The sequence below is a fragment of the Paenibacillus aestuarii genome, assembly GCF_027789125.1.
Classification (GTDB): Bacteria; Bacillota; Bacilli; order Paenibacillales; family NBRC-103111; genus Paenibacillus_E; species Paenibacillus_E aestuarii.
In genome coordinates this window covers 219527-241944 of sequence record NZ_JAQFVF010000018.1, presented here as the reverse complement: position 1 = coordinate 241944, position 22418 = coordinate 219527, and the positions used below count along the sequence as shown (strand labels likewise).

At 47.7% G+C, this 22418-nt stretch carries 17 protein-coding genes; 5 read left to right on the top strand and 12 right to left on the bottom strand.

Translation table 11 applies throughout. The annotated features are described in order from the left end of the window. Positions 1–8: 8 nt before the first annotated feature. The gene (locus O9139_RS04955; RefSeq protein ID WP_270878337.1) at positions 9–779 is read right to left on the bottom strand and encodes a DeoR/GlpR family DNA-binding transcription regulator; all 771 of its coding nucleotides are present in this window, start codon (positions 777–779) and stop codon (positions 9–11) included. Between the two features lie 309 nt (positions 780–1088). Here O9139_RS04955 and O9139_RS04950 point away from each other — a divergent pair, with 309 nt between their 5' ends. Then, a complete protein-coding gene (locus O9139_RS04950) occupies positions 1089–1538 on the top strand; it encodes an NfeD family protein (protein WP_270878336.1) in 450 nt (149 codons plus the stop codon). Between the two features lie 12 nt (positions 1539–1550). Further along, the gene (locus O9139_RS04945; RefSeq protein ID WP_270878335.1) at positions 1551–2486 is read left to right on the top strand and encodes an SPFH domain-containing protein; all 936 of its coding nucleotides are present in this window, start codon (positions 1551–1553) and stop codon (positions 2484–2486) included. A gap of 71 nt (positions 2487–2557) precedes the next feature. On the opposite strand, the gene O9139_RS04940 is transcribed toward O9139_RS04945, so the two are convergent. From O9139_RS04940 to O9139_RS04920, 5 genes are all read right to left on the bottom strand, one after another. Next, entirely contained in the window at positions 2558–4018 is a 1461-nt protein-coding gene (locus tag O9139_RS04940) for a hypothetical protein (protein WP_270878334.1), read from the bottom strand. A gap of 270 nt (positions 4019–4288) precedes the next feature. After that, entirely contained in the window at positions 4289–4519 is a 231-nt protein-coding gene (locus O9139_RS04935; RefSeq protein WP_270878333.1) for a hypothetical protein, read from the bottom strand. A 307-nt stretch (positions 4520–4826) separates the two neighbouring features. Next, a complete protein-coding gene (locus O9139_RS04930; protein WP_270878332.1) occupies positions 4827–5312 on the bottom strand; it encodes a DUF1572 family protein in 486 nt (161 codons plus the stop codon). Between the two features lie 166 nt (positions 5313–5478). Further along, a complete protein-coding gene (locus O9139_RS04925) occupies positions 5479–11430 on the bottom strand; it encodes a discoidin domain-containing protein (RefSeq protein WP_270878331.1) in 5952 nt (1983 codons plus the stop codon). 619 nt (positions 11431–12049) lie between these two features. Continuing rightward, positions 12050–13456 carry an S-layer homology domain-containing protein gene (locus O9139_RS04920; RefSeq protein WP_270878330.1) on the bottom strand — a complete coding sequence of 469 codons (1407 nt, stop codon included), beginning with the start codon at positions 13454–13456 and terminating at the stop codon, positions 12050–12052. Positions 13457–13598: 142 nt separating this feature from the next. Here O9139_RS04920 and O9139_RS04915 point away from each other — a divergent pair, with 142 nt between their 5' ends. Beyond that, on the top strand, positions 13599–14777 hold the full coding sequence (locus O9139_RS04915; protein ID WP_270878329.1) for a GerAB/ArcD/ProY family transporter: 1179 nt from the start codon (positions 13599–13601) through the stop codon (positions 14775–14777). After that, positions 14767–15837 (top strand): Ger(x)C family spore germination protein, encoded by a 1071-nt coding sequence (locus tag O9139_RS04910; RefSeq protein ID WP_270878328.1) that lies wholly within the window; start codon positions 14767–14769, stop codon positions 15835–15837. The genes O9139_RS04915 and O9139_RS04910 overlap by 11 nt, the downstream gene beginning before the upstream one ends. A 58-nt stretch (positions 15838–15895) precedes the next feature. On the opposite strand, the gene O9139_RS04905 is transcribed toward O9139_RS04910, so the two are convergent. From O9139_RS04905 to O9139_RS04890, 4 genes are all read right to left on the bottom strand, one after another. Then, positions 15896–16480: a TetR/AcrR family transcriptional regulator gene (locus O9139_RS04905; protein ID WP_270878327.1), complete on the bottom strand. Its 585-nt coding sequence runs from the start codon at positions 16478–16480 to the stop codon at positions 15896–15898. Positions 16481–16645: 165 nt separating this feature from the next. After that, positions 16646–18796 (bottom strand): excinuclease ABC subunit UvrA, encoded by a 2151-nt coding sequence (locus O9139_RS04900; protein WP_270878326.1) that lies wholly within the window; start codon positions 18794–18796, stop codon positions 16646–16648. Between the two features lie 111 nt (positions 18797–18907). Next, positions 18908–19306: an SRPBCC family protein gene (locus O9139_RS04895; RefSeq protein WP_270878325.1), complete on the bottom strand. Its 399-nt coding sequence runs from the start codon at positions 19304–19306 to the stop codon at positions 18908–18910. Next, complete coding sequence (locus O9139_RS04890; protein WP_270878324.1) at positions 19303–19638, bottom strand: ArsR/SmtB family transcription factor; 336 nt, start codon at positions 19636–19638, stop codon at positions 19303–19305. The genes O9139_RS04895 and O9139_RS04890 overlap by 4 nt, the downstream gene beginning before the upstream one ends. Before the next feature lie 660 nt (positions 19639–20298). Between O9139_RS04890 and O9139_RS04880 the strand changes: the two genes are divergently transcribed. Next, complete coding sequence (locus O9139_RS04880; RefSeq protein WP_270878323.1) at positions 20299–20877, top strand: TMEM175 family protein; 579 nt, start codon at positions 20299–20301, stop codon at positions 20875–20877. Between the two features lie 149 nt (positions 20878–21026). On the opposite strand, the gene O9139_RS04875 is transcribed toward O9139_RS04880, so the two are convergent. Next, on the bottom strand, positions 21027–21866 hold the full coding sequence (locus O9139_RS04875) for an SDR family oxidoreductase (RefSeq protein ID WP_270878322.1): 840 nt from the start codon (positions 21864–21866) through the stop codon (positions 21027–21029). Positions 21867–21887: 21 nt separating this feature from the next. Then, positions 21888–22418 carry a GNAT family N-acetyltransferase gene (locus O9139_RS04870; protein ID WP_270878321.1) on the bottom strand — a complete coding sequence of 177 codons (531 nt, stop codon included), beginning with the start codon at positions 22416–22418 and terminating at the stop codon, positions 21888–21890.

The following is a 22418-nucleotide window of genomic DNA, read 5'->3' as shown; positions in this document are numbered from 1 at the left end:
ACGTTTCATTATCTATCTTCCTCGGACACGATTAGCAATTCGACGTTATGCGCAGATAAGATATCGATCATCTCTTGATCCGGGCGCCGGTCCGTAATGAGCAAATCGATGGATTCTAATCCTGATATCCGGTAAAACATCTGCGCGCCAAATTTAGTATGATCCGCTAGAACGATCACTTGACTTGCCCGTTTAATCATCTCACGTTTTACAATACCATCTTCTTCGTGAGGATATGACAAGCCGCCAGCTGAAATCCCGCATGCCCCGAGGAACAATTTGTCCACCATGTAGTCGGCCAATTTGGCAATCGTTGACTGTCCGTAAAGAAATCGATGCTGCGGGTCCAATTCTCCGCCCAACAAATAGGTTCGCACCGCCGGCTTTCTGGATACAACATCGGCAATATCGATTGAATTCGTGACTACGACGACGTTCTCAGCAGCGATGTTCTCAGCGGCAAATTGAACGGTGGTCGACGCGTCCATAATAATGAAATCACCATTGGCGACAAGCGTGGCGGCTAGCGCTCCAATCTCATGCTTTCCGTCCGATTCTCGAATCAGACGCTCTTTGTATTCATAGATCTCTTTGGTCTTCTTAGGCAGAATGGCTCCGCCATGGGTTCGGAGAATCAAACCCGCTTCCTCCATCTTCAGTAAGTCCCGACGGACCGTATCCCGGGATACGCCGAATAATTGGCAAATCTCCTGGATCCCCACACGTTCATGCTGCTCCAAATACTTGATGATCGCGTTCATGCGCTCTTCTTGATACATGCAACCATACACCTCTTCATGCGAGATTGATGCAAACCCTTAAGCATTTTCAGTTCATTATACGTTATTATCCAAGTAAATAGAAGATTTATCTAAGGAAAACATCACTATACATCCAAAATGATGCATATATACGCATGGTTCTGCAATTATTTTAAGGCATTCATGCAATTTCTCGGAATAGTCTCTTCTGGATTGCCTATTTTATTCATTCAAAAAAAGTGAAAAACACATATATGAAGTAATAGTCAAACCGCATTTCTCATACATCATAACCATATGGGCTGAAAGCGAGGTGTGACGTACAAGTTGCTTTGGATACTTTGGTGTATCTTAGCCGTCCTTTTAGTGATTGTTGAGCTCAGTACAGGTACCTTCTACTTCTTAGTTCTTGCTTGCAGCGCGTTAACAGCGATGGTCTCGGCATGGTTCCATCTCTCTTTGCTGATTCAGGTCGCCGTGTTTACAATCTCAGCCTTTCTGTTTTATGTATGTTTGTTGCCCAGCATTCGCAAGCTTATACCTGCTTCCAAAGAAACGTTGCCATCGATAGACCGATTTATTGGACAAAAAGCATACGTAATAAGCGAGATCAAGCCTGGTGAGGTCGGATTAGTGAAACTGAATTCCGAATTGTGGAGTGCTATCGCAGACGAGAACATTCGCGAAGGAGAAGAAGTGATTGTGATCGAGGTCAAAGTCTCGAAACTTTATGTAAGAAAGCCATCAATCGATGATTTGTCCAAAGAGGATAAATAGGGCAGGTGTGAAATGACAGGGCTTATTATTTTTATTTTACTGATCATTGTCGTTGTCATTATTATTGCAAAAGGGATTCGAATCGTACCCCAGCAAACTGTAGCCATTGTCGAAAGATTAGGTAAGTTCCATAAAACGCTGAATGCAGGTATTAATGTCATCATTCCGATTATTGATAGTATTCGCAGCCGGCATGACTTGAGAATCCAGCAGGAGAAAGTTCCCTCCCAATCGGTGATCACCAAAGATAACGTCGCCATTGGTGTCGAGCTGGCTACCTTTTTTTCGGTTGTGGACCCGAAGTTAGCTACTTACGGCATTGCCAACTATGTGCAAGGCATTCATAACATCGTGGCCTCCGCTCTCCGCTCGACAATAGGTAAGATGGAACTGGATGAAATTCTTTCCAACCGTGATCGCATTCAGGCTGAGCTGCGCCAAGCGCTTGATAACGCTTCAGAGAATTGGGGAGTACGCATTGATCGCGTTGAGATTCTGCAACTCGAAATTCCAGTCGATATCCAGAACTCGATGGAGAAACAAATGAGAGCCGAGCGTGAAAAGCGGGCGAATATTTTGCAGGCCGAAGGTGAAAAGCAAGCTACCGTGCTGCGCGCAGAAGCTCAGCAATCCGCAGTTATTCTTGCGGCTGAAGCGGAGAAACGACGTCAAATTCTTGATGCCGAAGCAAAGCAAAAAGCGCAGGAGCTTGAAGCTTCAGGTCGTGCGGAGGCGATTCGCCTCGTCGCTAATGCAGAACGCTCCCGGATTGAAGCCCTCAATCAAGCAGGTATCAATTCGGGTATCCTCACTTACAAGTCTTTCGAGGCGCTCACCGAGATGGCCAAAGGACCTTCGTCCACGATTTTTATTCCTACAGATGTTGTAAGTACACTCGGTTCTGTCGGCGCTTTAGCGAAAGTATTTAAATTGGATGAGCAAAAATAAAATATAAAAAGACGATCGCAGTCGGCAATAACCGACGAGCCATCGTCTTTTTTTGTGTAAACCAATTTCATTTAGTAAGGATACGGAAACTCGTAGTCCATCCATAATTTGCTCACGTTTTTAGAAATATTCACGATCCGGTTGATGTAGCGGTCCGTTGCCCATACGTCGCCATTGCTGTCGACATAAGCTTGACCGAACATATCTTCCAGTTTATTAAGTTTGCCTGACGTGTCGATTTGATAGATGCCGAAGCCGGGGTTTTCCTTTTGCAGCGTCCGGGTATAAGCGCGAAATATCAAACTGCCGTCATCGTGGCGGGATAGCACTTCAATCTCATTCACTTTCAGCTGCCGGTTCAGCGAAACGGATTGACCATCTGCTTGCAGCAAGGTAAGTTCGCCGGTCATAAACCCATCTCTGCCATGAATCATATCGTCGGTATATGGTTTGCTGGCAAGCCACCAAGATCCATCCGCATTAAGCTGCGCACTGGAGATCGGCCAACCTCCAAAGCCGTTAATAGGAATATAGCTTCCGCCATTATCGCTGAAGAAATAACGGTAAGACGTAGAAATTTCCGGCAGAATTGGATTCATATTATCCGACTCCGCGAATGAAACAATTTTCTTTCCGTTTCCGAGGTCCAGCCACTTCTCTGTATACACTTTGTTCAGTGTAGGTTCATCTTTAAAACCGCTCGCAGCTGCAGCACCATCTGAATCCACCAGCGTTAAAGAGAGCAATTTCTGGTCTTTGTAATAAAAATCATTGCCCTTCCGCTCGATAGACGGAGATTCCGGTGAACGAAATTCCGCTTTAGGCAGCGGCGTATCAGCTCTTGACGGTAAAGCGGACAATTTCTGATTCTCCTCTTCCTTCAAACGTGAAGGCTGTTCGGTCAATGATTTTCTGATTTTGAACGTTTGCGAGCCCGAATACATGTACAGGTAATCGGCGTCATCGTTAACGAAGGAAAAAAAATAATGGCGCTGCGGACCTACAACGGCGAAGCCAGCTGTAGGGTTCCAGAATAAATTCATGGCAAGCTCGTCATGCATAAAATGCCAGGTCATCGGAAAGTAAGTGATATCCCGAAAACTAAGCAGCGGATATGACTCCGCTTGATTATCCACCGGTTTATCGTTGACATAGACCGGATAGGTCGCAATGTTAGCAGTGTACATCGATTTCGTATTGCTGCCCTCCGTATCTGCTGCAGGCGGCTTCTGATATATATTTCCTGTGGCTTGAACATGAAGTCCTTCCGTATCGCTCCACGTATACGCCAAAGACAACGAGCGGGTATAATCCCACGTTAACGGCAAATAGGTAATATCCTTATAGACGATAGGCGGATATTGAGCTATGGCCGAATCGATGGTTAAGCCGTTTATTTGTACTGGAAAAGAGGGCAAGCTGACTTTTACCGATTTGCTGGCCGCCTGTGCGGTTGACATCAATTGCGACGGTAAGAGTAATACGCTGGCCGTGATAAGAGCAGCGAGCTTGTATCGACTGGGCTTATTCATAAAAAATTTCACCTCATGGCAGATTTGTATTATAGAGTTGTACGCCAAATTTGGTGGGAAGTTCTTTCTTTACACAAATTTTACCAATACCAAAAAGACACTCACCCGTGACGGCGTGAATGCCTGGTTAAATTTCGTCTTATTTGTCATATAATGATGAAGTCATGGAGTTAAGAGTCGCCAAACCTGACAAAAATGAAAAAGCGACGCCAAGGACACTTTACATCACGTCCTCGACTGTCGCTCAGAACCGCTGCGGCGTAAACAATATCACCCGCGAACCGAAGATCCACCATCAAGCTCCACAATGGCAAAATGGGCTTGAAACCAAGCATCATCAGCCCCACTCCGCGAAATCGTGTGGCGTTCAGACGCCTCATCAATCGCAATAATAACCCCATCTGCATCTAAATGAGCTAAGTACTCCTCATCGCAATAAAACGCCGTCAGAGTGCCAATTTCAGTTGTAATAATGACATCCTGTTTGCAAGTGACCAGCATTGATTCTATCATCTCCATCAATCGTTTGTTTAATCATACGCTATATATCTACATTTTTCTATTTTATTTGCCTTTGCTAACGCACATAAAAAAGCCGCTTGGTGAGCGGCCTTCGTTACAAATCTTATTCGGTCTGGAGTTGCATCCAAGCGCTATCATCGATAACTACATCTGAAACATTTTTTATAACGCGCCGATGCTGTTGATTCAACCTTCTCCATTTTCTAGCTGCTCTCGCCTTCCAATAATTCCAGGGAGCATTTAGATTTCCTCCATAGAGGCTAACTATTCGACCCACTGCGATTGCTTACATCGGTTTCTTCTTTGGTACAGATGTCGTAACGTACTCTCCATCCTTAATTATTTTTGCAATATATAAAATCTGACCCATATGTTCTGAAAAGTGTGTCGCACATTGAATGAATATCGCTAAATTGGTTAATTCACGATCTCCTATTTTTTGAGTTTGGGCAAATCTTTCGTCACTCATAGCCACTAAAGTTTCTCTTAACTCACTAAATAAACTCTTCGTGATCTCGATCAATTCCGCCTGTGTTTTAAATTGTTCTTCAAACTCATCATCTCGGTTCCTTACAAAGGGTACATGATTCATTCCACTGCCAATGCGCTCTTTCATATTCCCATTGATATGAATAATCAAATTTGAAATGCTATTGCTGGATTCATTAGGACGCCAATTCACTTGTTGGTCGTCTAACTGCTCCAAAACCAAAAGGATTCTTTTCTCAATGGCGTCAATCCTGTCTTTCAATATGACCTTGATCTCATTCATGACATTCACCTCTTTAATTTTGTGAAAACCTTATCCTTGCTTTTAGCATACATCAAATTTACGTATTTTAAATAATACAGAATTTCGATGATTGATATATAAAATTCAGATGGCGAGCACAAAAAAACGTGGCGATGAGCTTCTCATCGCCACGTTCTTGTCTCTCTTACTCGTAAACCTCAAACTCAAATAAAGAATATCCGTATAGCGTATTGCGCTGTGTACCCGTCATTTTAATGTAACGGGCATTGACAGGATTATTGAGGAGGATGTTGTCTATACCTCCGTCTCCATACGTTGTCGAGTAAACTGTCGACCAGCTGGAGCCGTCCACAGACACATCGATCGTATAATCCTTCGCAGAGGCATTCTCCCAGTTCATTAAGAATCGGCTAACGGATCTCGTTTTGCCGAGGTCGATGCAGAGCCATTGCGGATCGATGCCGTGCGCCGACTCCCAACGTGTGCTCTTACTGCCATCCACAGCGAACTGACCGTCTTGCATCGGATTGTCCGAAGTTGTCGTTGGCATGTTAAGCGCCAGATTCTGCGCTTTAACAATTGGTTGGGCAACAGTGACATTATCGTAGCCCGTCGCCCCCACCGACACTAGGTAAGGCTTCCCTTCGGTGAATAACGCTGCATCCAGCGTGATTTTGCCCGCCGATACCGTGTATTGGTCAGCGCGAAGCGTCACGCCATCCAATTCGACTGCGTTGATGGCGCTTCTCCAAGCCCCGTCGTCGGCAAACGTGATATCCATCGGCTTGCCCAGCGTGTTCTCCGATGTGTCCGGGGTCAGCGCAGGTCCATTCAGCGGACCGTTATCGCCGCCATACACTTCGAACTCCCAAAGCGAGAAGCCGTACGGTGTACCGCGCTTGATTCCATTCATCTTGACGTATCTGGCATCAACGGGTGCGAACGAAATATCGTCGGTACCGCCGTTACCCGCATCCGTCGCATACACCGTTGTCCATGTTAGTCCATCTGCGGATACATCAATCGTGTATGCTTTACCGTAAGCATTTTCCCAGTTCAGCACAACTCGGTTGATCTTCTTCACACTCTCAAGGTCGATACTCATCCATTGATTGTCTTCGAAAGCGGACTCCCAACGGCGGTCAAATCGACCGTCCACGGCATCAGCACTGGAACGGTGATAATCCGGCGATGAAGCAGTCGGTCTTTCGAATGCCAGGTTGAGCGGATTCGGGTTCGAATGACCAGGATCCTGGTGAGGAGGGTCCGGGATCGGGTCGCCAGGTTGAACAACGACGGAGCCAACCGTTTGCTGAACAGAAGCTTCTGTATAACCACTACCTTGAACAGAAATCAAATATGTTTTGGCATTCTTGAACAAGGAAGCGTCCAGCGTCATTTTGCCAGCCGTTACGTTGTATTGGTTGGCGTTAATTTCATTGTCGTCGATTTTGACAGCTTCAATCGCTTTTCTCCATGTCAGATCGTCATCAAAAGTAACTTCGATCGGTTTGCCGACAATAGCATCCGTCGTATCCGGCATCAGTTCCGGAGCGTTCGTCAAGCCGGAGGCGTTACCATATACTTCGAAATCAATGAGCGAAAAGCCATAACCGGTCGTCCGCTCCGTTCCGTTTACTTTGACATATCTTGCACTTACCGGTAAAAATCCGATGTCATTGATGCCTGGCTGACCTGACGTGGTGGAGTAAACCGTTTGCCAGTTCACATTGTCAGAGGATACCTCCACGGTATAGCTCTTACCTGCTGCATTCTCCCAGTTCAGAAGGACGCGGCTGAGCACGCTTTGGGCACCCAGATCAACCGTAATATACTGCGGGTCGCTGAAGTCAGATTCCCATCTTGTTGATGGTTTGCCGTCAACAGCATAGCTGCTTGGTTGTTTCGGATTGGCCGAAGTGATGGTCGGTTTGCGCAGCGCAAGGTTAACCGTCGAATTCGTCACAATCGTTTGCTGAACGGCAGCACTCGCAAATCCTTTTGCTTCTACGGAAACGTTATAGCTTCCCGCTTCTGGGAACAACGAGCCGTCCAACGTAATCGTGTTTTGGGCAACTTGATATTTTCCAGCAGGAACAGCTGTTCCATTCACTTTCACCGCTTGGATTGCGTTCTTCCAATCCGCATTGTTCTCGAAGCCAATATCGATTGGTAGGCCGGCGCGGTTCATCGTCGTATCGGCAGTCAGTTGTGGTGCATCCAGGTCACCTGCCGGCGTGCCGAACACTTCCATATCCCATAAAGAATAGCCGTAATTCGTCGTTCGCTTCGTGCCTTCTACCTTGACATATCTGGCATTTACCGCAGGGAACGTGATGTCATCGATACCTTCATGTCCACGAGTAGTGGCATATACGGTCTGCCAATTTTGCCCATCCACGGACGTTTGAACCGTGTAGCTCTTGCCTGCTGCATTTTCCCAGTTCAGACGCACATGGCTTACTTTGTATTCCGATTGCAAGTTCACTGTAATAAACTGTGGATCACTGAAGTCCGATTCCCAGCGGGTGTCGGACTTGCCGTCAACTGCGTAGGAACCTGGGTTTTTCGCTTTATCGCTCGTCATCGTCGGTTTGTTGAGCGCCAGGTTGACCGTCGAGTTCGTGATGATGACTTGCTGCACGCTCGTATCCGGATAGCCGGCTGCACGCAATGCGATGTCATAGCTGCCTTCCACAGGGAACAACGAGCTGTCCAACGTGATTTTGCCTGCTTGCATGCTGTATTGCGAAGCGTTAATCGCTGTTCCGTTGACCAGCACGGCTTGAATCGCTTCACGCCATTTCAGATTGTCGGCGAACGTGATCTCAACAGGCTGGCTGATCGTATTTTGCGTTGTATCTGCCGTTAACTGCGGAGGCTTATTGCCAGCTGCATCGGTGACCTTCGTCGGATCCACTTTCACAAGCGATTTCGGGCCGACTGTCGCCGAACCTGTTACGCCTGCCGCATTGTGGAACGTTACCGTAGTGGCCACGTTGGTCGGGTTCCAGATGATCGCCGAGTAAGCTGTTCCTTTTTTGTAAACGGAAGCGCCAGTACCGCCACTCGCCCAAATGTCTTTCGTACGCGAACCGAGTGTCGCCATGTTATGCACGAACCAGTACGTATTGAAAATTTCATTCTTTTGCGTATTCTCAACCGTGAACTTGCTCAACACCGTTTGCGGATCGCTCAAAGATTCGATCGGCCACACAATGTGGTACCATGCGTTCTCAGGTCCTTTATTATCTTTCACGAGGCCGTTGTACAAGTCAGCAGCTTTTGCTGGATCAAAACCGTAGCTTGTCAAATACTCGCCAGTCGGCAACCAGTGGATACCATAAATATTGACAGGGTCACCGCTGAAAAACGTACCGAAGTTATACGCGCTGCCATATACTTGACCAACGGATTTGTGGGCAAAGCCAGGCAGCCAGTTGTCGTTGTCATAGTTAAACCAGTATTGCTCGACAGCTTTCAGCTCTGTTGTGAAGCCGTATGCGGAGATGTCACGGTATACTTTATTGCCGGACACCAAGCTCCACATGTATTCGCCGACCCAGCCGAACAAGGACTCGCCGGCCGCTTCCTGGTTGTTGCCGTTGTTGTTGTCCCCGTAACCACCAGCCCAGGAATGGCCTTCGTACGGATCAAAGTTGCGCAGGAAGGGATACTGCGAATCGGTTTTCGACGGGTTGGCGTAGTCGCGAATCAGGTTCTCCACCATGCCGCCGTAGTTGTCTTTGAAATCTTGATCGTAAGTCGCCAGGACAGCCGAAGCGAAGACGAAGTAACCATATGTGAAATGGTGGTCCGTCAAGCCGGTATTGGCGCCGAACTCACTGGATTTGTAGTACATCGTGCCCCAAGTCGGATCGTAGTACATGAAGTAATCCGGCTCGCCCTTCGTATATGTATACCAATCGGTCAAAATCGTTCTCAGACGCTGAAGGAACACATTTTTGTACGCTTGATCTCCGACTTGATCGGCTATCAGAACGCCCATCGCCAGAGGGTGTAGCGCTTTACCTTGCCAATAAGCGTCGCCGGACATGAAATTCTTCGATGTCGCTTCATCGAGGTAGCTCAACTGCTCAATCAGGTCGGCACGGTTATAGCTGGCATCAGCAGGCTCAGTGAATTGCGGTACGATCCCGTTAAAGCGGTCCACCGTCGTAAACGAATTGCCCTCGTGAAGCTTCAGTTCACCGCGAATGGACGGATAAGCGAGCGCAGTCAACGGCGAAGTCGTTTGCTTCCATTGATGCGGAAGCAGCGCCATCAACGTCGTCGACTCCATGTCGGATCGCTTCTGATCGATCTCCACATCAAAGCGGGTCGTCACTTCCGACGTGTTCTCGTCGAAGTTCGGTGTTACGATTGTATTTTTGATGAATGCATAACCGTGTTGATAAAAGTAGTTCAGGTCGCTTGCTGCAGGCATCGAGGCCAAGGACAAATAATTTTGCCCGCTGCCCAGCCTGATTTTGATTTTGTTGCCGACTTTCATGAAGACGGAGCCTTGCGGAGCGAATACACCGTAATTACGGGTTACTTTATTCGCTTGTGGCGAGCCGTCCATATTCGTCACCGTGAATCCAATATGGTCAGCTGTCAAGGAAGTGCCTTCGCCAGCAAGAACCGGATTGCCGTTTTCGTCAAAGAAGCTGGTCGTCGCCGGGAACGAAATTTCAGGTGTCGTCGGGTCGCTGAACTCTGAATACAAGTACGGCGAGCCTTTGACAAACGTCGTTTTCATTTTTTCGGTGTCGTTGTCGCTAAGCACGACAGTTGCTGACCAATCACTGTATCCGGCAACTTTGTTATTGATCTTTGTAGGACTGATATTACCTGAATTCAAGTAAAAATCGGGTCCGCCGTCAGCGGCCTGGGAGTTGCCGGTGTCGTTCACCCAACCCGCGCCGGGGTTCAGAACGCTAAGGCCCAGTGCCGTATACTTTGATTTCAAAGGGAGCGTGATCAGGCTGTCGCTCAAATTTTTGATCAATACGGACTGCCACCAATCGTTCGATGGAATCGGGCCTTTCACAGCATCCGTTTTATTAACCGGAGGACGCGGTTGCGGCATCGTAATATCATTCGTCAAATAGCTGCCTTTGCCGACGTCAACAGTTGAAGCCGTTGGCAGCGGAGGAATCGTATAATTCGGTTTCGCATCTCCCTCTACGTAATCGTAGACGCTGAAATTGAATAAGGAGTAACCGTAGCTCGTGGAGCGGCTGATTCCTTTCATTCGGACGTAACGACCGCTGGCGTAGACCGGTGTATCCATCCATCCGTCGTGACCGTTCATCTCACGGTAAATTGTATGCCAATTCACGGCATCATTGGAGACTTGAAGATCGTAGATGCGGCCGGCGGCGTTCTCCCAGTTCAGGCGAATACGACCGATGTTGTGCTCACTTCCCAGGTCGGTATAAATCCACTCGTCACTCGTGTGTGCCGAAGACCATCTTGTCGTCTGGCTATCGTCCACCGCGTTCTCCGGCAGCATCGCTGGCTTGTCCCCGTCAGCTGTCTCGTAGGAGGAAGCGACCACCGGCTTATGCAGCGCTACATCCTCGCCAAGCACAACCGGAGGCGGGTTGGTTCCACCCGTGCCGTAAACTTCAAATTCATACAGCGATACTCCGTATCCGCCGCTGCGCTCTAGAGAAAGCAGACGGACGTACCGGCCTTTGCCCGATAATGCGATGGTATCCACGCCACCGTCACCTTTGGTGTCCTGGTAAATGTCGACCCAATTCGTTTCATCATTGGACACTTGGATTTTGTACGATTTCGAGTAGGCGTTCTCCCAACGGATAATCGCTTTGTCAATCGTCGCTTCGGAGCCGAGATCCACATAAATCCATTGCGGATCTGCGCTGAATGCGCTGCCCCAACGAGAGTCCAAACTGCCGTCAACGGCTTTGTCCGGCGTTAATCCACCTTCGACCGAGGATGCGTAGGCCGCACCTCCGTACGTCAACAGGTGGGAAGCTTCAGCCGTCGCAGCTGCAGCCGCTGGAGCAGGCGCTCCGCTCCATGAACCAAGCAGCACCGAAAGGGCAAGAGCTGACGTTGAGGTCCGGGCCAATGCCTTGCGTTTTTTTCTTGCAGGTGAACTCATTAATCAATTCTCCTCCTCTTTTCGCCCCTATGGGCTTACTTGCGGCACTTCTCGACAAGTAGAAATGCCAACCTTCATTTTTTTGGAAAATGTATTTCCAGCGTCATTATAGAGCTTGTCGAAATATGTCCACAATAAGCGAAATCGACTAGTCGCTTTTCGTAAGTAGGTCTCAAAACCTATGTATCGAAAAGCGAATTCAATGGATTCCCCTGCAGTCTGATGAAAATGTAAGCGTAAAAAAACAACCTTTGTCGACGCCCGTTTCGGACAGAAAGGCTTTTTTGAGCGCTGGTCATTACTCACTGGGCTATAGGCCGCAGGACCTTATCCTGTAGTTTATTTTTAACAAAATCTTAACAATTGACAGAAAGCAAGCCATTTACTTTACCGTTGAAAGCTGATTTACCCGTGCTGTGCAAGGAATACGAGCGAATATGTTGCTCTGCGCAAAGTTTCTATCGCGTCTGATACAATATACAATCATTGGGTTCATCGACATATGTCTGTAGGTTGGTTTATGAACAAGCGTTCTTAAATATCCGGGATTATTGAATCGCTTCATTATATAAAAACAACTGTCCAAGATAAGCTTGAACAGTTGTTTTTGATAAAACCTTTATTTGCTGCTTGAAAATTTCTCAACCACTGTTTTTACGTTCGCGACGATATCCATTGCATCCGCTTGGGTCAAGTCGCCTTTGGGATGAAAGAGGCTTCCATCCGATAATTTGACGAGCCCCAGAGAAACCGCTAACTGAATAGATCCCGTATTCGAGCTGTCCACATTATCCAAATCTTTGATGTCCACGACATCTGGTTTAATCATAGGCAGCTTGCCACTCGTCTTCAGCGTTTGAACGAGCAGGCTGACGAACGATTCACGCGTCATCTTTGCATTCGGATCGACTTTGATTTGAAGATCCACGCCAGCAAGGCCAAGCGCTTTCGCAATCAATTGCGCGCCTTCCGCATAAGAAACGGTAGCGGCAGGGCTTTGATGAGCCTGAAGGTAGTCGGAAGCCTTCGCTATGATGTCGATGGCCGCAGCATGTGTAACTACGCCTTTCGGATCGAACGTTCCGTCGTCAGCAAGCTTCACGAAGCCTAGGGCGATGGCCAATTGAACAGATCCCGAATATTCGATCGTCATTTCGCCATTATCCTTGATGTCAACCGGTTGAATGTTAATCAGCGGAATTTGGCCGCTTGTCTGTAGCGTTTGCATGAGCAGGTTGACGAACGACTCCCGAGTCAATTTTGCATTCGGGTCGATTTTGATTTGGATGTCCGTGCCATTTTTACCGAGCAGATCTTTTATCATTTGCACACCTTCGGAGTTCGAGATGATCATTGGTGCGGATGTATGCGTGCGAGCTTTCAAATATTGAATCGCATTATAGATTTCTTCAGCTGCCTGTTCGCGGGTCATTGTTTGCTTCGGATTGAACGTGCCGTCAGCATTTAATTTAATCAAGCCATACGCAAGAGCGCGTTGAATAGCTCCTGAATACAGCACGTTCATTTGGTCAGCGTCTTTCACGTCAACGACAACCGGATTAATCATCGGCAGACGACCGATCGTCTCCATGGCTCGAACGAGTTGATACGTGAACTCTTCTCTCGTCACCACTTGATTCGGATTCAGTGATTTCGGCAAATCGAGATTGTGCACAGCGGCCGTAATAAAGGAAGCCGCATACCATGCTTTATCATCCGCATTGGTGAAATAGTCTGTTGCTTTCGGTTCTTTCAGGAATCGCACCTTATCCAGATTTAAGCCGAGTGCGGATACAAAAAATTGAACGCTTTGCGCTTCCGTAAGCGGCGCATTAGGCGCGAACAGCCCCGGAGCCACACCTGAAATAATACCGCTTTGTTGAAGCGAAACGATTTTATCTTTTGCCGCAGCGTTGTTGATATCGGTGAAATCTGTAGACGAAGCGGCAAAGCTTTGCCCGACGAGCGCAAGGGACAGAACGGCTGTAGCAACAGTAAGATTGACCATTTTAAAAACCTGTTTCATATTATCCACCTCGTGATTATTTTTGTAATTGTGATTGACACAACCACTAAACGGACAAAGTTTGGATAAGGTTGCAAGGCTTTCATAAATATTTTCAACCGAATATTTTCCAGTTGCTGGCGAATACTAATCGAGGCTTATCATGGCTCAGTTTCCCCTTTATGAGCTTCTAGAATTGAAAAAGTTAGGGAAACCACAGCTTAAGAAAGGGGTGAATCCGTTGAACTCCCGCATGTATGCCATATTGACGATCCCTTTATTTTTTTTCGGCGCTCACAGCAGCATCGCGTTTCTATTATTCCCCAGAGCGATGCTGCATGCAACGGCCTATGGGCATTGGGAACCGGTCGTCTTGGATGTGTTGATCGAGTTCGTCCTCACCGTTGTCTTACTTAAAGGGTTAAAGAAAGCAGGGAATATGGATTATGCAGACTTATTTCTTCCGCTCGGCAGATGGATAAGTACAGTCCTGATCCTGGTCATCGTGTGCTATTTTCTCTTTATTGCCATCATGGGAATTCGCGGATTTGCAGAGCTTTTGATGATTGTTTTCGTCGTCCGAAGCCCGTTATATGCAATTTTGCTTTTGCTTAGTTTGATAACATTACTCGGATCGTCGATTGGCCTCCAAGGCGTCTTTCGTGCTAGCAACTTATTGTCGATCATTTTCTTGCCGGCCCTTTTTTTCGCACTACTTGGATGTTTCGTAAATTCAAAGCTGTTCAATCTGTTCCCTATTGTAAATACAAGCTTTGATTTTTTGCAGCATGGAAAGTTTCTCGTTCCATTATTTTCGATTTGCCCTTTTTTGTTTCTGGGCATGCTGCCGCCAGTTTTCCGAGTTCGGATGAAGCCTATTCTGATTACAATGATAGCGTTAACTCTATTGGATCTAGCCATCGTTTACATTCCAATTCTTGTTTATGGCATCAATGCTGCGCGACTATTGAATTTTCCACTGGTCACAAGCATCGACTCCGTTAATATTACCTGGACTGTTTTTAATCGGGTTTCACTGTTTTATGCGGTAGCCTTGCTCGCTTTCGTTCTGGCAACTGCTTCCTTTACGATCTGGTCTTCCGCCCTGCTCGTGCGCAAAATGGTGCCGGCGTGGAAAGAATCGTATATCCGGCCTGCGTTGTGCTTCATCCTGTTTGGCTTAGCTTATGTGATTCCGAATTGGAGCTCAATCGTGAAAATTTATAACATCGATATATGGGTTCGCCTCTTCATTTATTTCATCATTCCCTGTGCAGTCTATGTGCGAGGCGGGTTCATTCAAAGAATGAACAGAAAGAAGGTATACAAGAATGGTGCGTAAGCTTCGTATCGGAGCTCTCCTATTCCTATGTGCTGTCTTGTTAACCGGCTGCTGGGATATCAAGGATGTCAATCACCGGGTTCTGCCGATCGTTATGGGCATCTCCTACGGGGAGAACGCTAGATTTCGAATTCATATTCAAATTCCGTATCCCGAGAGACAGGGATTATCTTCCAAAGTGTATTACAAGGAGGCCGACACGGTTAGTAAAGCACTCACTGAAATCGATACGGACATTGAAGCGGGGATTGACTTTATGCATGTGCAGCTCATCGTCATTGATCGAAAGCTTGCGGAAGACGGGATCCAAGAAGCGATCGCTTACATTATGAGAAGCCAACAAATACCGACCAAAGCGCTTGTAGCCATTACTTCAGAGGATATAAGCGCGTTTCTAAGGCATACCGGACGTGTGATCCAAACCGACGGCGGGAGTGCGCTGCTCAATTTTTTCAATAAAAATGCAGGCTGGAGCCCAGAAATTAATTTAGCCTACGTGTGGAAAACGTTCGGTACGATCCACTCGGACACGGAAGATGTTACGATACCGATCCTGCGTTCAGGTAAATCAACGATGCTGGAATTTATGGGGGCGGCCGTGATGGCCAAAGGGAAAATGAAGGGAGAGATCAATAAAGAGCAATCGCTATTGATTAATTTGTACGAGGAGTTGTTTCAAGGATCTGTCGTGCAAGTTACGAATCAGGCGAGCGTCGCCATTGTCGATTGCGAGAATAAGATCCGTTCCGCTTGGCGGAATGATCATCCCGTGCTGCGCATGAATATGAAACTTTCCCTGCATCTTATTGAAAATAACGGGACGTATAATGAAGAGCAGATTGAGGAAGCCTTTTCTCAAGCGTTAAAGAAACGATATGAGGAGCTCTTTTCCAAGCTAAAGACCTTCGGTTCCGATGCGTTGGGCACGGGGCAGCATTTCAAAAGCAAGCTTCCTTTCGATCAGCTGCCGAATTGGCGAGAAACGTATTATCCCAAATTGGAAACGGAACTGACGATCGGATGTATCATTACCAACAGTGGCAATCTTACGAAAAATTGAGTTTACTTCAATGAACAATCGTTCTTAAACGATCTGCATGATTTAAGAACGATTAGTCTTAATTCATGATAGACATCGCAACCTTAGCCGCGTCTTCTAGAATTTTGCGGTCTGTTGCTGACTTGGCAAGCACATACAGTCCATTTCTCGTACTCAAAAGAAATCGCGCCAGCTCGCGAACATTGTGCTTCGACTTTAAACTGCCTTGTTGTTGGGCGCGCATCAGAAATTTGGAATACATGATCTCCATATCCAGCGTATAAGCCTCCACGCGAAACGCAATCATGGGGTCCGAGGTCCCGAGTTCCATCGCCGTATTGGCGATTAAGCAGCCTCGGCGGCCTGTTTTCTCATAGGTTGCGATTTCAATTAGTCTCATAAAATAGCGCTGCAGCACTTCTTTCGGTTCGCCAGGCTCCTCAAGCACGCTAAAAGCATGTTCTTTCATTAAATCACGATAGCGGTCCAAGCAAGAAAGAAACAATTGATTTTTGTCCCCGAACGTATCGTATAAACTCCCTCTATGTACACCTGTATGTTCAACTAGGTCTTGAATGGATGTTCGTTCATATCCTTGCGTCCAGAACAGCTCCATCGCCTTGCCAAGTGCAGATTCTTGCTCAAACTCTCTTGGTCTTGCCATTGAATGTCGATCTCCTATTCATTTCTTCTATTCTATATAGCTATTCCTAGTCATGGACGTGAGGTGCCTTTTGTTTGTTGCAGGACTTTCAGTTCATTCTTCACAATTCGACACTTTTCATAAAATAAAAAAGGAGCACGCCTGAAGCGTTGCTCCGTTATTTACTTACCTCAAGTAACTTCCCGTTATCGACTGCTGCGCTTGGATGATCTCCATCGGTGTCCCTTCGAACACCACTTGTCCGCCATTGCTGCCTCCATCCGGGCCCATATCGATGATCCAATCCGCTTGGCTGATCACATCGAGATTGTGCTCAATGACAATGACCGTATTGCCGGCGTTCACGAGACGATTCATGATCTCCAGCAGGTGCCCGATGTCTGACATGTGAAGGCCTGTCGTAGGCTCATCCATCACATAAATGCTGCCATTCTTATGCAGTTCGCTTGCCAGCTTGATGCGTTGGCATTCTCCGCCTGAGAGCGTCGAGAGCGGCTGGCCGAGTGTAACATAGTTCAGCCCTACATCGCTCATTGCCTGCAGCTTGCGCACAACTTCTTTGAGCTGAAAAAATTCCAAAGCCTGCTCGACCGTCATCTCCAGCACTTCTGCAATATTTTTGCCGTTTAACTTGTACGCGAGTACTTCTTCCTTGAACCGTTTGCCTCCACACACTTCGCAGGGCAGCTTGACGCTTTCGAGGAAGGCCAAGTCCGTGTATACAACCCCCAGCCCTTGGCAGTTCTCACACGCTCCTTTGGAATTGAAGCTGAACAAGCCTTGATTCACCTTGTTGGCAGAAGCAAACGCCTTGCGCACATCATCCATAATTCCCGTATAGGTCGCGGGATTCGAGCGCGTGGACACACCCACCGCCGATTGGTCGATGACAATCGCATCCGGATGCGCGCTGAGGAATACATCGTTGATCAGCGTACTCTTGCCCGAGCCGGCGACACCCGTCACAACGGTCAGCACGCCGGTTGGAAGGTCGACACTCACATTATGCAAATTGTGCAGTGTCGCATTGTGGATGGACAGCTTGCCAGATGGCTGTCGGCATGCTTGCTTCAGCTGAAGCGGCCGTTTCATATGGGTACCTGTCAGTGTACCTGATTCCAGCAGGCCCTGGAAGCTGCCTTCATACACGATCGTACCACCGTGGCTGCCGGCATGCGGCCCGACATCGACGATGTGGTCCGCGACCTTGATCACATCGGGATCATGTTCGACGACGATCACCGTATTGCCTTTGTCGCGCAGCTTCTGCAGCAGCCCATTTAACCGGTGCACATCACGGGGGTGCAGTCCAACGCTGGGCTCATCAAAAATATAAGTGACATCCACCAGATGCTGCAACCGCTCGGTCAGCGATTTGATCACCGGTGCGGCGTTCACGGCGTCCACCTCGTGGATGACACGGATGAGCCGGCCGACTTCCATCGAGGACATATCCGCAATGTTGAGCCCGTTGATCCGGCAATTGAGCGCAGCTTGGCTCAGCCTCGCGCCGTGGCAGCTGGAGCACGGCCCCTCAGTGATATACGGCGCAACCGCCCTTTGGGTGCGCTCGGACATCGTTTTCACATCCCGCTTGATGTACTTGTTGGTGAACTTCTCGATAACACCTTCCACTGTAATGTTGATCGCCTTGCCGCCGAACTGCATCTCTACTTTCCTTGCCTTGCTGTATAAAAGGTACGCCAATTCCTCATACGGATAATCGCTCAGCTTCTTATCCGGATCAAAAGAACCTGACTGCACAATGATATTCCAATCCATGCTGTTCACCGCATAGTCCGGCAGCAGGATGGCCCCTTCATTCAACGACTTAGATAAGTCCAGCGCCTTGCTCATGTCGACGCCTAACTTGCGGCCGATCCCGCTGCACTCGGGGCACATGCCTTGCGGATCATTGAAGGAGAACATGTGCGCGGGTCCCACATACGGCTGTCCGACTCGGGAGAAGAGCAACCGGAGAATCGGAGAAATATCGGTAATCGTGCCCATCGTGGAATGGGATCCGCCGCCTAACCGTTTCTGATCCACAATGACAGCCATGCTCAGGTTCTCAATTGCGTCCGTATCCGGCTGCGGATAGCGGGGCAGGAAATTGCGCACGAACATGCTGAAATTCTCATTCAGCAATCGCGTAGACTCTGCCGCAATCGTATCGAAGACGATCGATGACTTGCCGGATCCCGATACCCCGGTGAAAATCGTGATCTTTCGCTTGGGAATCCGCAAGGACACGTTCTTGAGATTGTTCTCCCTCGCCCCCGAGATGACGATAAACTCCTGGTTAGACTCACTCATGTATAACATCCTTCCACTCTCATTTATCACTTCTATCTATATTGTACCATTCATAGGGGAACTGACAAAAAACGGCTGCAAACGATCTGCAGCCGGTTCATGAATATGAAATTATTGGGCCAACAACTTTTCAAGCTCGCCGCACCATTTGCTCCAGCCATACTTAGCACCCTGCACGCCTTGTGCATTGGAAAACCCAACTTGTTCCAGGTGAAGGTTTACCTTGCCGTCCGCTATTGCTTCCAGCGTCCAAGTGACGGTGTGCTTCTCCCCGCCGCTCGCCCATGTATAGGACAAACGGGTTGGCGCATCCACAACGAGCACTTCCCCGGTAATGACGCCATCCCACCATTCGGTCGGCTGTGTGCGGAACTGAAACTGATGGCCTTCAACAGGCTTAAAATCGTTGTCCATCACCCATTGGGCAAGTTTGCCGGATTCGGTTAAAGCGGACCAAACCTTCTCGATCGACGATGTATACTGAAAATCCAAAGATAATGTTAGACTCATATGTCTTCCTCCTCTAATAATTGGTTCAAGCGCAATAGATTCGTACGCCAAAATTTGCTATAGAAAGCCACCCAATCTTGAATCTCTCGGAGTGGTGCGGCGTTTAGCCTGTATCGGGTTTCTCTGCCGACTTTGCGGTCCAGGACCAGTCCGGCTTCTTTCAGTATGACCAAATGTTTGGATATCGCCGTACGCCCCATGTCAAACTGTGATGTCAACTCATGCAGCGGAATTTCCCCTGACTCGGCTTCAGCTAACAGTCGAATCAATCTCCGCCTCGTTGGATCTGCAATCGCATCAAATACATCCCGCAACTTGTTGTTCTCGTTCACAACACCCTCTCCTACATATTTTGTTGATTCAATAATTGGACACCATTCGGTGACATATTAATTATATGACACCGTTTGGTGTCCTGTCAATAACATTTTTAAACTGCAACTCGATTTCCACGCGGGTACACGTCTGCAGTTCGGCATGATCGGGACTGCTGTAAAAAAAAGCCTTCGCGCGATTGCACGAAAGCTTCTTCCGTTAATATTGAGTTTATGTTTGTATCCTACGAGTGCTCGTGCCCGACATGATTTTCCAAACAACTATGTCAGCAAATGGCATGCTATTCATGTCTGGCTCCCCGCTCGGCTTCAACATTTACCAAAGACTCCGAAAATAGCAGCTCATAAGGGCTGCCATGTATGTACCCGATGACTTCGTTCTTGCATTCACAAACAAAGATGACATCTTCGTCTGCGTTGTGATTTGTTCAATCTTCTTTTTTACCTGTTCAACTGAAAAAACATGTAAATTCGGGTTAAAGTCCAGATTTAACAAATATATTTCCTCATAATCGGATACCTGAATGGTCCTTATCATTGTATCTAACATTCCAAAACGCCTCTTTTTAATCTGACATGATGAAGGAAATCATAGAAAATTACAGAACTAAATGAGATACAAATTACGCGTAAAGCGAGAAAAAGGTGATCTCCCGAATGAAAGCGAACCGGATGGAAGCGTTCAGCGACGGTGTGCTTGCGATTATTATTACGATCATGGTACTGGAATTCAAGGTACCGGAAGACCACAGCTGGCAAGCGTTACTTCCACTAGGTCCCAAAATTATCAGCTACATCTTCAGCTTCATTTATGTCGGAATCTATTGGAACAATCATCACCATCTGCTGCACATGGTTCGCCATATGAACGGACAACTCATGTGGCTGAACTTAATCTTGCTGTTCTGGCTATCGCTTATCCCATTCACGACAGCCTGGATGGGGGAAAGCAATTTCGCACCTGCGCCGACAGCACTATACGGCATTATACTTTTGCTTGCCGCAACGTCCTACTGGCTGCTGCAACTCGCGATCGTCAAGCAACACCCCGACGATTCCTCTTTCTATAAGACGATGAACAACGACTGGAAAGCAAAACTATCTCCTTTCCTCTATCTAATCGCCATCTTAACCGCATATGCGAGTCCGTGGGTATCCGGTTTCTTTTTCGTCCTCGTTGCTGCAATCTGGGTCATGCCGGAAAAGAGAATTGAGGAGATTTTGAAAGGCCAATAACAAGCGTTTGATGAATTTTCTACAAATGAAGCGCAATTCCTCCGCTTTAACCAAATCTTAATGAAGCAGATCCATATGTCAGGCTAAATTGGAACGGACGCCAAAAAGCGGAAGTCACGCTTCCGCTTTATCCTGATCTAAGCTTCCTTTTACATATTCAACTGTAGTCTGCGTGTGTTCAACATGCCCTCAAGTCCCGACGGATCCTGCTGCACTTTGTAGCGCACGAAAGCTTCCGCCTGTTCCGATGTGCGAATGCGCAGCGGTTTCGTCTCCATGTTCACGAGCTCCAGCATCACTTCGGCGACAGACTCCGACGTTTGTGGAACGGAATTTCGCTTGGAAAATGTACTGATATAATTTTCAAAAACCGGCTTATATGCATCCTCTCGGATGCCGCCGGTTTGTTCCACATGCGACAGCACGGTGCTGGTGAAGTTTGTGGCGATGGCACCAGGTTCGAGCAAAGTCACATCGATGTTGAAAGTCGGCTTATAATACGTCGCTAAGCTCTCTAACAAACCTTCAACGGCAAATTTGCTTGCACAGTAAATTTCGTTTAAAGGCTGGCCGACCAACCCGCCAACACTTGTTGTAGCTACCAGATGACCTGCCTCGGCATTGCGCAGAAGCGTGAGACCTGCACGAATCGTATGCATCACCCCATACACGTTCGTGTCAAAGACGCCTTGAATTTCCTCAAATGCAGCTTGCTCCAAAGTTCGCAAATAACCAAATCCAGCATTAGCGAATAGCACATCGATATGATCATGTTTGTTCGCAATCGCAGCGAATGCTTTCTCCAACGACGCCGGCTGCGTGACTTCCATTTCCAGGAAATGGAGGTTCGGGCGGCTGCCGTGCAGCTCCTGATCCCGCTCGACATGGCGGGTGCCTGCATACACCGTCCATCCGTTGTCAGCAAATAAATTGGCAGTGGCGAGTCCGATTCCTGAGGAAGCTCCGGTAATCACGATAATTTTATTCACTTATAAGCACTCCTTATTTTTCTAAACGATCCTAATGGAATTATGCATCACCTTGTACACGTTGGTGTACAAAATATCTTTAAACAGTGAAAACTCCGTTTCCTCCAGAGACACAGGGTAGCTCATGATCTTGAGCGGCAAATCGGGCAGCCCTTTCTGTAGTGGCGGCTGCAAATAATCGAAAGGATTAAGCTGAAAACCCAATCGCTGATAAAAGTTGATCCTCCGCTCAGCTAACACCGATTCCGGGGGCTCCACTTCCAAGATCACGGGCTTTGTAGACTCGTTAATATACGCGGCCATTAATTTCCCGCCCAGACCGCCTCCCCGAATGGACGGATGGACGGCAATGTGTTCCACGAAACGGAACAAAGGGAACTCCCAGACGGCTAGAATCGCGATGAGTGATCCATGGTCATCCGTTTCCGTAATAAGACGGTAGTGCGGATCCGATAACAGCTCCTTCTGTCCGGCATACGTTCTCCGTTCAATTTCAGGAAATGAGGCTTTCATCATGGCGTAGACTTGATCAAATGCTGTTTTCTCTATCAT